Origin of the sequence: Pseudaquabacterium pictum (assembly GCF_005403045.1) — a bacterium.
GTDB lineage: Bacteria > Pseudomonadota > Gammaproteobacteria > Burkholderiales > Burkholderiaceae_C > Pseudaquabacterium > Pseudaquabacterium pictum.
In genome coordinates, this window is record NZ_BJCL01000002.1 from 354,820 (window position 1) to 369,152 (window position 14,333).

11 protein-coding genes are annotated in these 14,333 nt (G+C 73.5%); 8 read left to right on the top strand and 3 right to left on the bottom strand.

Features of this window, described 5'->3' with window-relative positions; genetic code table 11:
• Nucleotides 1-107 precede the first annotated feature (107 nt).
• The 6 genes from FFT10_RS05705 (at nt 108) to FFT10_RS05730 (ending at nt 6,142) form a co-directional block, all read left to right on the top strand.
• Nucleotides 108-956: a PA4780 family RIO1-like protein kinase gene (locus tag FFT10_RS05705; RefSeq protein WP_137731810.1), complete on the top strand. Its 849-nt coding sequence runs from the start codon at nt 108-110 to the stop codon at nt 954-956.
• Nucleotides 953-1,546: a DUF1415 domain-containing protein gene (locus tag FFT10_RS05710; protein ID WP_137731811.1), complete on the top strand. Its 594-nt coding sequence runs from the start codon at nt 953-955 to the stop codon at nt 1,544-1,546. The genes FFT10_RS05705 and FFT10_RS05710 overlap by 4 nt, the downstream gene beginning before the upstream one ends.
• Nucleotides 1,543-1,731, top strand: coding sequence for a hypothetical protein (locus FFT10_RS05715; protein ID WP_137731812.1), 189 nt, complete (start codon nt 1,543-1,545; stop codon nt 1,729-1,731). The genes FFT10_RS05710 and FFT10_RS05715 overlap by 4 nt, the downstream gene beginning before the upstream one ends.
• 73 nt (nt 1,732-1,804) lie before the next feature.
• Entirely contained in the window at nt 1,805-2,404 is a 600-nt protein-coding gene (locus tag FFT10_RS05720) for a 2-hydroxychromene-2-carboxylate isomerase (protein WP_137731813.1), read from the top strand.
• Nucleotides 2,405-2,459: 55 nt separating this feature from the next.
• Nucleotides 2,460-5,036, top strand: a complete 2,577-nt coding sequence (locus tag FFT10_RS05725; RefSeq protein WP_137731814.1) for an FtsX-like permease family protein — start codon at nt 2,460-2,462, stop codon at nt 5,034-5,036.
• Nucleotides 5,033-6,142 (top strand): lipocalin-like domain-containing protein, encoded by a 1,110-nt coding sequence (locus FFT10_RS05730; RefSeq protein WP_373282464.1) that lies wholly within the window; start codon nt 5,033-5,035, stop codon nt 6,140-6,142. The genes FFT10_RS05725 and FFT10_RS05730 overlap by 4 nt, the downstream gene beginning before the upstream one ends.
• 7 nt (nt 6,143-6,149) lie before the next feature.
• Here FFT10_RS05730 and FFT10_RS05735 read toward each other — a convergent pair whose 3' ends face one another.
• Nucleotides 6,150-7,079: a GGDEF domain-containing protein gene (locus FFT10_RS05735; RefSeq protein WP_162520699.1), complete on the bottom strand. Its 930-nt coding sequence runs from the start codon at nt 7,077-7,079 to the stop codon at nt 6,150-6,152.
• A 184-nt stretch (nt 7,080-7,263) separates the two neighbouring features.
• On the opposite strand from FFT10_RS05735, the gene FFT10_RS05740 reads away from it, so the two are divergent.
• Together FFT10_RS05740 and FFT10_RS05745 are read left to right on the top strand one after the other, a co-directional pair.
• Nucleotides 7,264-9,414, top strand: a complete 2,151-nt coding sequence (locus tag FFT10_RS05740) for an acetyl-CoA hydrolase/transferase C-terminal domain-containing protein (protein WP_137731816.1) — start codon at nt 7,264-7,266, stop codon at nt 9,412-9,414.
• Between the two features lie 67 nt (nt 9,415-9,481).
• On the top strand, nt 9,482-11,500 hold the full coding sequence (locus tag FFT10_RS05745) for a YhgE/Pip domain-containing protein (protein ID WP_137731817.1): 2,019 nt from the start codon (nt 9,482-9,484) through the stop codon (nt 11,498-11,500).
• Between the two features lie 22 nt (nt 11,501-11,522).
• Here the strand turns inward: FFT10_RS05745 and FFT10_RS05750 are convergent, their stop codons facing one another.
• Together FFT10_RS05750 and FFT10_RS05755 are read right to left on the bottom strand one after the other, a co-directional pair.
• Nucleotides 11,523-12,413 carry a DMT family transporter gene (locus FFT10_RS05750; RefSeq protein ID WP_137731818.1) on the bottom strand — a complete coding sequence of 297 codons (891 nt, stop codon included), beginning with the start codon at nt 12,411-12,413 and terminating at the stop codon, nt 11,523-11,525.
• Entirely contained in the window at nt 12,406-14,301 is a 1,896-nt protein-coding gene (locus FFT10_RS05755; protein WP_137731819.1) for a patatin-like phospholipase family protein, read from the bottom strand. Before FFT10_RS05755 ends, FFT10_RS05750 begins: the two co-directional genes overlap by 8 nt.
• Between the last annotated feature and the right edge of the window lie 32 nt (nt 14,302-14,333).

The window sequence follows — 14,333 nt, forward strand, 5'->3', positions numbered from 1 at the left end:
CTTCTCCTCGTGGTGGGTGGACAAGGCACCGATGCTGCCTCATTCCCGCGCCTGGTGCCCAGCGGGCACCCGGGACTGCCGCCAGGCCGGCCGGCGACAATGCCGCGATGAAAACCCCCTCGCGGCTGCAGCCGCTGCTGGACGAAGGCCTGATCGACAGCGTGCAGCGCCAGCTGATGAGCGGCAAAGAGGCGATGGTCTTCGTGGTGCAAAGCGGCGGCGAGACGGTGTGCGCCAAGGTCTACAAGGAAGCCACCCACCGCAGCTTCCGCCAGGCGGTGGACTACACCGAGAACCGCAAGACCAAGAACAGCCGCCAGGCCCGCGCCATGGCCAAGGGCACCAAGTTCGGCCGCCAGGCGATGGAGGCCGCCTGGCAGAGCGCCGAGGTGGATGCGCTCTACCGCCTGGCCGCCGCCGGCGTGCGGGTGCCGCGGCCGATCAATTTCCATGAAGGCGTGCTGCTGATGGAGCTGGTGTGCGATGCCGCCGGCGATGCCGCGCCGCGCCTGAACGACATGGCCTTCACGCCCGACGAGGCCCGCGCCCACCATGCCACCCTGGTGCGCGAGGTGGTGCGCATGCTGGCCGCCGGCGTGGTGCATGGCGACCTGAGCGAGTTCAACATCCTGGTCGGCGCCGACGGCCCGGTGATCATCGACCTGCCGCAGGCGGTGGATGCCGCCGGCAACAACCACGCCAGCGCGATGCTCGAGCGCGACGTGGCCAACCTGCGGCACTACTTCGGCCGCTTTGCGCCCGAGCTGCTGGCCACCGACTACGGCCGCGAGATCTGGGCGCTGTACGAGAAGGGCCTGCTGCAGCCGGACAGCCCGCTGACCGGCCACTTCGCCGCGCCGAAGACACCCGTGAACCTGGGCGACGTGCTGGCCGTCATCGACGATGCCAAGGCCGAGGAAGCCGCCCGCCAACTGAGGATGCAGACCCCGCGATGACCCCCGACGACCAAACCCGCGTGCTGGCCGAGACCCGTGCCTGGGTCGACCGTGCCGTGATCGGCCTGAACCTGTGCCCGTTCGCCAAGGCGCCGCAGGTCAAGGGCCTGGTGCGCTACGTGGTGAGCACCGCCACCGACCCCGCCGCCCTGCTGGCCGACCTGATCACCGAACTGGAGCGCCTGGCAGAAGCCAAGCCCGACAAGCTGGAGACCACGCTGCTGATCCACCCGCTGGTGCTGACCGACTTTGCCGACTACAACGACTTCACCGCCGTGGCCGAAGACACCGTGGCCGAGCTGGACCTGGAAGGCGTGCTGCAGGTGGCCAGCTTCCACCCGCAGTACCAGTTCGACGGCACCGAGGTGGACGACGTGACCAACGCCACCAACCGCTCGCCCTACCCCACCCTGCACCTGATCCGCGAAGACAGCATCGACAAGGCCGTCGAGGCCTTCCCCGAGGCCGAGCAGATCTACGAGGTGAACATGGCCACGATGGAACGTCTGGGATCGGCCGGCTGGGCGGCACTGCAGCAGCAATGCCGCGATGATGCGGGCCCTTCCAACGCCCCGGAGACACCGGCATGAACGACGACCCGCGCTGCTGCGGCACCGGCACCTGCATCATCAACGCCGACGGCCAGTGCTGGTGCGGCCAGCAATGGGATGGCGAGAAGATGTGCCGGCCGCCGCTGCAGGCCTTCACCGCGGCGTCGGCACCGTCCACACCGGCCGCCGCCCCGGCCAGCCCGCCACCACCACCCGCGGACTGACGCCCAGGCGACGGCCGTGCGCGCAGCTGGCGCTAACCTCGCGCCAGCACCCCAACGCGCCCGGAGACCCGCCATGCCCGCCAAGACCCTGGAGTTCCATTTCGACTTCGGCAGCCCCACCGCCTACCTGGCCGCCACCCAGGTGCAGCGCATCGCCGACGACACCGGCGCCACGCTGGTCTGGCACCCGATGCTGCTGGGCGGCGTGTTCAAGGCCACCGGCAATGCCAGCCCGGTCAGCGTGCCGGCCAAGGGCGCCTGGATGAATGCCGACATCCCGCGCTGGGCCCGGCGCTGGGGCGTGCCCTACCAGCGCAACCCGTTCTTTCCGATCAACACGCTGACGCTGATGCGCGGCGCAGCGGGCCTGCTGCTGCGCCAGCCGGGCGATTTCCAGCGCTATGCCGATGCTGTCTGGCACGCGATGTGGGTGGCACCACGCAACCTGGGCGATGCTGCCGAGCTGGCCGCGGTGCTGCAGGCGGCCGGCTTCGACCCCGCCGCCTTCCTGGCCCTGGTGGGCGATGCCGAGGTGAAGGCGGCGCTGGTGGCCAACACCGAGGCCTCGGTTGCCCGCGGCGTGTTCGGCGCGCCCACCTGCTTTGTCGGCGACACCCTGTTCTTCGGCCAGGACCGGCTGGATTTCGTGCGCGAGGCACTGGCCGCGGCCTGACGCCGGCTGGCCGCGCGGCGCGGAAGGTCGGCGCCTGCCCCGTACCATCGCGCCGATGTGGCGCCACCTGTTCCAGCTCTCCCTCGCCGAATGGCGCCACCACCCGTGGCGCCACGGCGTGGCGCTGCTGGCCGTGGCCCTGGGGGTGGCGCTGGCCAGTTCGGTGCAGATGATCAATGCCTCGGCGCTGGCCGAGTTCGCCCAGGCGGTGCGCTCGGTCAACGGCCAGCCCGATGCCACGGCCGCTGCCAGTGGCACCGAGGGCTTCGACGATGCCCTCTACGCCCGCCTGGTGCTGGATGCCGCCGTCGCCCAGGCCAGCCCGGTGCTGGAACTGGACGTGCGCGGCTGGCGCGAAGGCGCTGACGACCCGGCCGGCGCCCCGGTGGCACCCGAGCCTGGCCTGCGCCAGGCCGGCGTGGCACTACGCCTGGCCGGCGTGGATGCGCTGACCATCGCCAGCGTGGCACCCGACCTGCTGCCGCGGCCCGATGCCGGGGCAGCCGACGGCGGCCGCAGCGGCTTCCTGTCACCCGACGCCGCCTTCCTGAACCCGGCCGCGCTGAAGGCCCTGGGCCTGCGCACCGGCGGCCGGCTGGTGCTGCCCACCGCGGCCGGCCCGCAGGTGTTCACCGTGGCCGGCACGGTGGCGGCGGCCGGGCGGGCGCTGGTGGTGGTCGACATCGCCGCCGCCCAGGCGCGCTTCGACCGCGCCGGCCGGCTCTCCCGCATCGACCTGAAGCTGCAGCCGGGCACCGACATCGGCGCCTGGCAGGCCGCCACCGCCCTGCCCGCCGGTGTGCGCTGGGCCCAGGCCGATGACGCGGTGCAGCGGGTCTCCAACCTGTCGCGGGCCTACCGGGTGAACCTCGGCGTGCTGGCCCTGGTGGCGCTGCTCGTGGGCGGCTTCCTGGTGTATTCGGTGGTCTCGCTGTCGGTGGCACAGCGCACGCCGGCCCTGGCCCTGCTGGGCGTGCTGGGCCTGGCCGCGCGGGACCGCCGCGCCCTGGTGCTGGCCGAAAGCGCGGTGGTGGGCCTGGCCGGCAGCGCGCTGGGCCTGGCCGGCGGCGCCGGGCTGGCGGCGCTGGCGCTGCGCCTGCTGGGCGGTGACCTGGGCGGCGGCTACTTCGGCGGCGGTGCGCCGGCACTGGCCTGGCCGCCGCTGGCGCTGACAGCCTGCTTTGCGCTGGGCACGGCGGCGGCGGTGGCGGGCGCGTGGTTCCCGGCGCGGCAGGCCGAGGCGCTGTCGCCGGCGCTGGCCTTGAAGGGCCTGGGCGGGCACGACAGCGGCGCCGCGCCGGTGTGGCCCGGCCTGGCGCTGCTGGCCGCTGGCGGCGTGCTGGCCCTGCTGCCGCCCGTGGGCGGCCTGCCGCTGGCGGCCTATGCAGCCGTGGCCGCGCTGCTGGCCGGTGGCGTGGTGCTGGTGCCGGCCGCCGTGCAGGCCCTGCTGGCGCGGCAAGGCGCGCTGGCGTCGCCGGTGCTGCTGCTGGCGCTGCGCCGCGCCCGCTTCGCCCGCCAGACGGCCAGTGCCACGGTGGCCGGCGTGGTCGCCAGCCTGGCGCTGAGCGTGGCCATCACGGTGATGGTGGCCAGTTTCCGCGAGGCCGTCAGCGCCTGGCTCGACACCGCGCTGCCCGCCGACCTGTATGCCCGCGCCAGCGGCAGCGGCAGCCTGGCCGATCCGGTCTTCCTGCCACCCGCGCTGGTGACACAGGCCGCCACGCTGCCCGGCGTGGCCCGGGTGGTGGCCACCCGCCAGCGGCCGCTGGTGATCGACCCGCAGCAGCCGGCGCTGACACTGCTGTCGCGCCCGCTGGGCGCCGATGGCAGCAGCCTGCCGATGCTGGGCGCGGTGCTGCCGGTGCCGGCGGATGCGTCCGGGCTGGTGGGCGCCTTCGTCAGCGAACCGGCGTCGGCCATCCACGGCTGGCAGCCCGGCCAGACCATCACCCTGACCCTGCCCGGCGCCGGTCCCGTGCGCTTCTTCGTGCGCGGCATCTGGCGCGACTACGCCCGCCAGTTCGGCGCGGTGGCGATCGAGGCGGCCGACGACCAGCGGCTGACCGGCGACACCCGCGTCAACGACCTGGCGCTGTGGCTGGCGCCCGGCGCCGCACCTGCGGCGGTGGAGGCGGCGCTGCAGCAGGCCGCCGGCAGCGCCCTGCCGCTGGACATCGCCAGCACCAGCAGCCTGCGGGCGCTGTCGCTGAAGATCTTCGACCGCAGCTTCGCCGTCACCGTCTACCTGCAGGCGGTGGCCATCGGCGTGGGGCTGGTGGGCGTGGCGGCCAGCCTGTCGGCCCAGGTGCTGGCCCGCCGCAAGGAGTTCGGCCTGCTGGCCCACCTGGGGCTGACGCGCCGCCAGGTCATCGCCCTGGTGGGCGCCGAGGCGGCTGCCTGGCTGGCCGCCGGCGCGCTGATCGGCCTGGCCCTGGGTCTGGCGATGGCGGTGGTGCTGGTGCATGTGGTCAACCCGCAGAGCTTCCACTGGACCATGCCGCTGTCCGTGCCGGTGCCGCGGCTGGCGGCGCTGGCCGGCGCGGTGCTGGCCGCCGGTGTGGCCACCGCGCTGTGGAGCGCCCGCCGCGCGGCCGGCCGTTCGGCCGTGCTGGCCGTGAAGGAGGACTGGTGAGCCCGCGGCGGCGGCGGTTGCTGGCCTGGCTGGCAGGCGCACCCGCACTGGCGGCCTCCCGGCCGGCTCGCGCCACAGCGGAAGAAGACCGCATCGCTGCCGGCCGCCAGCTGCGCTTCCCGCGTGACCACGGTGCCCACCCTGGCGCGCGCATCGAATGGTGGTATGCCACCGGCTGGCTCACCGGCAGCGGCGGCGCACTGCTGGGCTGGCAGGTCACCTTCTTCCGCAGCCGCACCGGCGTGGCGGGCGATCTGCCCGGCCGCTTTGCGCCGCGGCAGTTGCTGTTCGCCCATGCCGCGGTGACCGACGTGACCGCCCAGCGCCACGACCATGCCCAGCGCATCGCCCGCTGGTCAGGCGACGAGGCCCTGCCCGAGGCCCGTGCCGCCCGCGCCGACACCCGCGTGGCCCTGGGCCGCTGGACTTTCGTGCGCGATGCCGCCAGCGGCGCCTACACCGCCGCCCTGCCGGCGCCCGAAGCCGGCATCGCGCTGGACCTGCAGCTGACGCCCAGCCAGCCGCTGCTGCTGCAGGGCGACGCCGGCTTCTCCCGCAAGGGACCGCAGCCGCAGCAGGCCAGCCACTACTACACCCAGCCGCAGCTGGCGGCGCGCGGCCGCCTGCGGCCCGGCGGGCCGGTGCTGGACGGCCGCGGCTGGCTGGACCATGAATGGAGCGATGAACTGCTGGCCCCCGGCGCGGTGGGCTGGGACTGGATCGGCATCAACCTGGCCGATGGCGGCGCGCTCACCGCCTTCCAGCTGCGCCGGGCCGATGGTTCGGTGGTCTGGGCCGGCGGCAGCCACCGGCCGGCGGGCGGCGCAGTGCGTGCCTTCGCGCCTGAGGAGGTGGTGTTCACCGCACAGCGGCGCTGGGCCAGCCCGGCCACCGGCGCCAGCTACCCGGTGGACTGGGCGATCAGCACGCCGGCCGGCCGCTTCACGCTGCGTGCGCTGCTGGATGCGCAGGAGCTGGACAGTCGCGCCAGCGTGGGCACGGTGTACTGGGAAGGCTTGGCCGAGCTGCTGGCGCCGGGTGGTGCCCGCGCCGGCCTGGGCTACCTGGAGATGACCGGCCGGGTGCAGGCGCTGCGCCTGGGCTGAGTGTGGCTCAGCCTGCCGACCGCGCCGGCGTGTGGTTCTGCCGCGGCGGAATGGGCGCGGCGCGCACGCAGTTGCGGCCGGCGCTCTTGGCCTCGCGCAGCGCGGCACCGGCATCGCCGATCACGGCGTCCAGCCCGGCATGGGCGGCGCCGATGCCGGCCACGCCGACGCTGATGGTGGCCTTCACGCTCTTGCCCTGCCAGGCCAGGCGCAGACCGGCCACCCGCTCGCGGATGCGCTCGGCCACGTCCAGCGCACCCAGCGGATCGGTGTGCGGCAGGTAGACCACCAGCACGCCGCCGCCGAAGCGCGACAGCAGGTCGTACGGTCGCAGCGTCGACGAGGCCAGGCGGGTGATCTCGACCAGCATGGCATCCCCGGCGGCGGTGCCGTGCTCGTCGTTCAGGCGCTTGAAATGGTCGACATCGACCATCAGCAGCGCCGCATCTTCGCCATGGCGGCGGATGCGCGACCACTCGCGGTCGGCGGCGGCGACGAAATGCTGCTGGGTGTAGGCGCCGGTCAGCGCGTCGCGCGCCGGGGCCTGGGCATCACCCGGGGCCACCAGCGGTGCCGGGGCGGTGTCGGCCGCCGGCACCGGGCGCAGCCGGGTGACCGTGGCCGGGGCGGCCGGCGCAGCAGGCTTGGCAGGCCGGGCCTCGGGCCTGGGCAACGCCGGCGCCACGATGCGGATGGCCGCCCAGCCGACCAGCGGCACCAGCACCGCCGACACCGCCGCACCCACCAGCGCCGGCAGCGCGGCGGACCAGCCGGTCGGCAGCTGGGCGGTCAGGCTCTGGCCCAGGCCGTGGCCCAGCATCGCGCCCAGGCCGACAGCGCCGAGACCGGTCACCGCCAGGCTGATGGCGCGGCGGCGCTGCAGCGCCTGGGCAGCGGTGATCGCCGCGGGAGCGGCAGGCTTGGAATCAGGCGTCATGGCAGGCACGATGGTTTGCATCGATTCAAACACAAAGCCTGCCGCCGCGGGGGCCACAGAGCGGAGCCCGGACGGGACGACTGCGCACTTTTGGCCGCCCCGGCGGCGCTTGCCCAAGGTCAAGCCGCATCACCCCGCGCCGGGCGAGACTGGCGGCAGCAACCACCACGACCCGGAGACCGCCATGCCCACGCCCCGCGTGATCGACCACCTCGAAGCCGCCGTGGAGGCGGTGCTGGCCGCCGTGCCGGGCGACATCGTGCTGGGCATTCCACTGGCCATCGGCAAACCCAATGCCTTCGTCAATGCGCTGTACCGCCGCATCGCGGCCACCCCCGGCCGCCGGCTGACCATCGTCACCGCGCTGAGCCTGGAGAAGCCGGTGGGCAAGAGCGATCTGGAACGCCACTTCCTGGAGCCGCTGGTCGAGCGGGTGTTCGGCGACTACCCCGACCTGGACTACGTCAAGGCGCTGCGCGGCGCCGGCCTGCCGCCGAACATCGAGGTCCGGGAGTTCTTCCTGAAGACCGGCGACTACCTCACCAACCCGGTGGCGCAGCAGGGCTACATCTCCACCAACTACACCTTCGTGGCCCGCGACATGCTGCTGCAGGGCATGAACGTGATCGCCCAGGCGGTGGCCGAACAGGGCACGGGCGACGGCTGGCAGCTGTCGGTCAGCAGCAATCCCGATGTGGTGTTCGAGGTGGTCGAACGCTTCGCCGCCGAGGGCGTGCCGCTGCTGAAGGTGGGTGTGGTGAACCGGCAGATGCCGTTCATGCCCAACGGCGCGGCGGTGGCGCCGGGCTTCTTCGACATCGTGGTGACCGACCCGGCCGCCACCCACCGGCTCTTCGGCCCGCCCAACGGCAAGGTGAGCACCGCCGACTACGCCATCGGCCTGCATGCCAGCAGCCTGGTGGCCGATGGCGGCACGCTGCAGATCGGCATCGGCTCGCTGGGCGACGCCATCGCCCAGGCCCTGCTGGTGCGCGAGCGCCATGGCGACGAATACCGCGCCATCCTGCAGCGCCTGTGCCCCGACGGCCTGGACGGCCTGAACGGCACGCCACCGCGCCAGACCGGCCGCTTCGACCGCGGCCTGTACGGCTGCTCCGAGATGTTCGTCAACGGCTTCCTGCAGCTGATCGACGCCGGCATCGTGCGGCGCGAGGTGTTCGCCGATGCCGTGCTGCAGCGCCTGCTCAACAGCGGCGCCATCGCCGACGAGACGGTGACGCCGGCCACGCTGGCGGCGCTGCGCAGCGCCGGGCGCATCCAGTCGCCGCTGCGGGCGGCCGATGTCGACTTCCTGCTGCACTTCGGCGTGTTGCGCCCGGGGGTCCGGCTGGAAGGTCGGCAACTGGTGCTGGGCACGCACCGCTGCAGCACCGACCTGGATGACCCGCAGGCCGTCGGCACCCTGTGCAGCCACCTGCTGGGCGCGCGGCTGGCGCACGGCATCGTGATGACCGGCGGCTTCTTCCTGGGGCCGAATGCCTTCTATGAGCGGCTGCGCAGCATGCCGCCGCAGGAACTGGCGCGCATCGACATGACCCGCATCGACGTGATCAACCAGCTCTACGGCGGCCATCCGGGCGATGCCGAGCTGAAGCGGGCGCAGCGCATCCACGCCCGCTTCATGAACACCACGATGAAGGTGACCCTGCTCGGCGCGGCGGCCAGCGACGCGCTGGAGAACGGCCAGGTGGTCAGCGGCGTGGGCGGGCAGTACAACTTCGTGGCCATGGCCCATGCGCTGCCCGATGCACGCTCGATCCTGATGCTGCGCGCCACCCACGACAACGCCGACGGCCTGCACAGCAGCATCGTCTGGAACTACGGCCATGTCACCATCCCGCGCCACCTGCGCGACATCGTCATCACCGAGTACGGCGTGGCCGACCTGCGCGGCCAGGTCGACAGCGAGGTGGTCAAGCGGCTGATCGCCATCGCCGACAGCCGCTTCCAGGACGGCCTGATCCGCGAAGCCCAGGCCCACGGCAAGCTGCCCGCCGGCTGGGTGCTGCCCGAGCGTTACCGCCACAACCTGCCGGCCGCATTGGACGACATCCTGCACCCTTGGAGCGAGGCCGGCCTGCTGCCGGCCTTCCCGTTCGGCACCGACCTGACGGCCGACGAACTGCACATCGTCACCGCGCTGAAGCGCCTGAAGCGCGCCACCCAGCACCCGGTGGAGCTGGTGACGCTGGCGGTCAAGAGCCTGTGGGAAGGCAAGGAGGCGCCGCCGGCCTACCTGCAGCGCCTGGGGCTGGACGAGGCCACCAGCTTCAAGGCGATGTTCATCCGCAAGCTGTTTGCCGGCAACCTGTGAGGGCGTGCCTGGGCGGCGCACAATCGTCGCAGCGCGGAGACACCGCGCACCCAGGGAAGATCTGCCGATGGCTTGGTGGTCCGCCGCGCGCGCGGTGCTGCGCTATGAATGGCTGCTGCTGACCACCCACCGCAAGCTGGCGGTGGCCGCGGTCGGCCTGCTGTTCGTGCCGGCCCTGTATGCGCTGATCTACCTGTGGGGCATGTGGGACCCGGCGGCCCACACCCGCGCCCTGCCGGCCGGCCTGGTCAACCTGGACACCGGCGCCAGCTACCGCGGCCGCGACCTGAACATGGGCGCCGAGGTGCTGGCCGCCATCGAGCGCCACGGCCAGTTCAGCTACCGCCGCTACACCGATCCGGCCGACGCCCGCCGCCGCGTGCGCCAGGGCGAGCTGGCCTTCGTGCTGGAGGTGCCGGCCGATTTCAGCCGCCAGGCCGTGCCCGGCGAGGCGCCGGGCGCGGCCAAGCTGGGCATCTACACCTCGGAGGGCAACAACTACAGCAGCGCCGGGTTTGCGCGCCGGTTTGCGCCCGAGGTGGCGCAGCGCGTCAACACCATGCTGGCCGAAGCGCGCTGGGAACTGGTGCTCACCACGGCCGCCGGCTCGCAGCGCAACCTGGACTCGCTGCGCACCGCGCTGGCCGATCTGCACCAGGGCTCGGCCGAGCTCACCGAGGGCCTGCGCAAGGCGCGCGACGGCGGCCAGTCGGTGGCGGCGGGCGGCCGCAGCGCGGCCGATGCGGCCGGCAAGCTGCGCACCGGCGCCGCGCAACTGGCCGAAGCCGCCCCCCAGCTGACCAGCGGCATCCGGCAGGTGGGCACGCAGCTGCGCGGCATCGACGCCCGGCGCCCCGCCGACACCGAGCTGGCGGCGCTGCGCCAGGGCGCACGGCAGCTGGCCGACGGCCAGCGCGAGCTGGCCCGCGGCATCGAGGCCCTGGCCGCCGGCAGCCGCGAGCTGGCCGGTGGCCTGGACCAGTACAAGTCGGCGGTGGACGAGGTGCCGCTGTTCGGCAGCCGGCTGCTCGAGGGCCTGGCCCCGATCGAACTCGGCAGCCGCCAGCTGGTGGCGGGCCTGGACGCCGCGCGCGACGGCAGCAGCCGCCTGCAGGTGGGCGCGCAGCGCATGGACGAGGCCATGGCCGCGCTCACCGAGGGCACCCAGCGTGCGGGAACGGCGGCCTCGTCGCTGGCCGCACGCCTGCTCGACGAACCACGGCTGGACAGCTTCGTCGACGGCGTGCGCGAGCTGTCGCGTGGCAGCGATGCCCTGCAGACCGGCGTGCGGCAACTGGCGCTGGCGCAGGACACGCTGCAGACCGGACTGGACCGCCTGCTGGACGGCGCCGGGCGGCTGGGCGTGGGCCTGCAACTGCTGCACGACAGCCTGCCACTGGCGGTGGACGCGCCGGGCGGCAGCGCGCAGGGCCTGGCGCTGTCGGTCGAGCCGGTGGTGGAGGTGGTGGCGCCGGTGCCCAACAACGGCACCGCGCTCACGCCCAACTTCGTGCCGCTGGCGCTGTGGGTGGGCGCGGTGATGGCGGCCTTCCTGGTGCACTTCCGGCGCATCGTCGAGCCGCTGGCCGGCCTGCCGCGCACCGCGCAGGTGGCCGGCAAGCTGGCCCTGCCGGTGCTGGCGGTGCTGCTGCAGGCCCTGCTGATGCTGGCCATGCTGGTGGGCGTGCTGCAGGTGCCGCTGCCGCAGCCGGGGCTGTTCGCCCTCACGCTGCTGAGCGCCTCGCTGACCTTCCTGCTGCTGGTCTTCGCGCTGGTGCGGCTGCTGGGCGACCTGGGCAAGGCGGCGGCGGTGCTGCTGCTGATCGTGCAGGTGTCGGCGGCCGGTGCGCTGCTGCCGATCGAGCTGAGCGACGACGTCTTCCAGACCATGCACCCGTATGTGCCGCTGACCTGGGTGGTGTCGGCCTTCCGGGCCAGCCTGTTCGGCGCCTACGACGGCGTGTTCTGGCCGCAGCTGGGCGTGGTGCTGGCCATCGGCGCCGGCTCGCTGGTGCTGGGCACCTGGGCGGGGCGCTGGCGCCTGGTGCCGGTGGCGCAGTGGCGGCCGCCGCTGGACATCGAATGACCGCGCCGGCAGCGCCCCCGGTTCAGCGCCGGCGCTGCTGCCAGACCATCGCCAGGCCGGCGGCCACCAGGCACACCATGCCCACCCAGGCCAGCAGGTTGGGCACGTCGCCCCAGACCACCCAGCCCAGCAGCAGGGCCCACAGCAGGCCGACGTAGCGGAACGGCGCCACCACCGACAGCTCGGCCTGGCGGGTGGCGGCGATGATGGCGAAGTAGCCGGTCGACAGGAACACCGCTGCCAGCGCCAGCAGGCCGATGTCGCGGCCGGCCATCGGCACCGGGCCCTGCACCAGCAGCACCGCGCAGGCCAGCGCCCACACCGTGCCGGCGGTGGCCAGGGTGACCAGGATCGACGGCACGGCCGGCGGCAGGCTGCGGGTGAGCAGGTCGCGCACCGAGTACAGCACCGTGGCCGCCACCGCCAGCCAGGCATGCTGGTTGAACTGGCCCGCCTGCGGCTGCACCACCAGCAGCACGCCGATGAAGCCGCCGCCGATGGCCGCCCAGCGGGACCGGTGCACCGCCTCGCCCAGCAGCAGCCAGGCCAGCAGCGCGACAAACAGCGGCGCCGACAGGTTGATCGCCGTCACATTGGCAAGCGGCAGGTTGAACAGCGCCGCCAGGTACAGGAAGGTGCCGGCGCCTTCGCAGGCCGCACGCCCCAGCACGCCGCGGTGCAACAGGCTGCGCACCTGGCCCAGCACGCCCATGCGCCAGGCCACCAGGCAGATCAGGCTGATGGCGACCATGCCGCGCACCACGATCAGCTGCGCCGCCGGCACCCGCGCACCCACTGCCTTGACCAGCGCATCGTTGGCCATGAAGGCGGTCATGGCCAGCAGCATCCACCCGATGCCCTGGCGGTTGATGCGGTGGCGGTCGTCCGGCGCCAGGCCGGGGGGCTCAGTCACCCGTGCCGGCGGTGGCCGCAGCGGGGTCCAGCGCGCCCAGCACCTGCTGGCCGTGGGCCAGGCCCTGGGCCACGATGCTGTCGAAGCGGTGCCACTGCAGCATGCCCACCCGGTGCAGCGGCGGGTTGAAGTACAGGTCGGTCTGCTGGCGCGCCAGCCGCTGGCGCGAGCTGCTGTAGAGGATGGTGACGTTCATCAGGTACGCCACCAGCGACGGCAGCCGGTAGCGCCGCTTGCGCTTGCCGCGCAGCCGGTCGCGCAGCAGCGCCCAGGTGCCGGGCACTTCCTGCAGCTCGATGCGGCGGGGCGCATTCTGGCTCAGGTCGACGCCGATGACCTGGCCCACGCCGCGCTGGTTGCGCATCACGTCGACCGGGAAGTTGTTGAAGGTGCCGCCATCGCAGAGCAGTTCGCCGTCGTGCAGCACCGGCGGCAGCGCACCGGGGATGGCCACGCTGGCCAGCAGCGCGCGCTGCAGCGGGCCGCGACTGATGACCTGCTCGCAGGCGCGGCTGTAGTTGCTGGCCACGCAGTAGAAGGTCTTCCACAGGTCTTCGGTGTCGATCGGCGCGCCGGCCAGCGACTCGATCGCGGTGTGCACCACCCGGCGCAGCCGCCGCCCGGCGATCAGCGAGACCAGCGGCAGGAAGTTGAAGTCACCGGTGGGGTTGCCGCGGAACGCGGTGCGGGCCACCGCCAGGGTCTCGTCCAGCGGCCGGTCCAGCGCCGTCAGCGCGGCCATCACGCCGCCGATGCTGGTGCCGCCCACCACGTCGATCTCGATGCCGCGTTCCTGCAGCGCCTGCAGGATGCCCAGGTGGGCCAGGCCGCGGGCACCGCCGCCGGCAAACACCAGGCCCACCGCGGTGCGCGCCTGCAGCCGGGCCAGCCGGGCCATGTCGCGCGGCAGCGCCGGGCGGATGTGCAGGTGGCCGGTGAGCGGGCGCCGGTCCAGCCAGCGGTGGGTGTGCAAGGGGCTGCGGCGCTCGGCCGGGTGCAGCAGCACCAGGGTCTGGGCGGCCTCGCTGCGCTGCGCGCCGCTGCCGTCGGCCGGCATCAGGAAGCGGGTCTCGCTGTCGTGCAGCTGCGGCGGCGCGTCGGCATCGGCCAGCAGCAGCAGTTCATCGCAGCGGCGGCTGCAGCGCTGCGTCCAGGGCGTGGCCTGGTCGTCGGCCAGCAGCAGCACCAGGTCGTGCGCGGCTTCCAGCGCATCCAGCGCGGCGCTGATGCGCTGCTCGGCCTGTGCATCGGCACCCACGGCGCTGCGTGCCAGGCCGGGCTGGCCCAGTTGCCGGTCGAGCTCGGCCGCATCCACCAGGCACACGCCGGCCGGCCGGCCATCGCTGCCGGTGGCCTGGGTGGCCAGCTGCGCCGCCAGGCTGGCGGCAAAGCCGGGCAGATCGATGCCGGCGGTGATCGGCAGCAGCGCCAGCACCACCGGGCGGGACTGGTCGGCACGGGGCGCCGGCGCCTGCAGGCGGTGGATCAGCTGGCGGGTCATCAGCATCGACAGCCGCGGGCTGCTGGACAGCAGCGTGTGGAAGGCCGCCTTGTCCAGCCGCACCAGCACCGAATCACGGATGGCCACCACCGTGGCCGAGCGCGGCTGGTCGGTGTAGAGGCTCATCTCGCCGATGATCTGGCCGCGGGCCATCTCGCGCACCACCTGCTCCTGGCCGTCGTCGCCGCGCACATAGGCGCGCAAGCGGCCGCTGATGGCGAGGTACATCGCATCGCCCAGGTCGCCCTGGCGCATCAGCGTCTGGCCGCCCGGCACGGTGAGCCATGCGAGGCTGCGTTCCAGCAGCGCCAGGGCATCGGGTTCCAGGGGGCCCAGCAGGGCATGGAGATGGCGGTGGAGCAGGTCGTCCTGGAACTTCGGATGCATGGGGTACGGAATGGTCAGGGCATGCGGGCAAC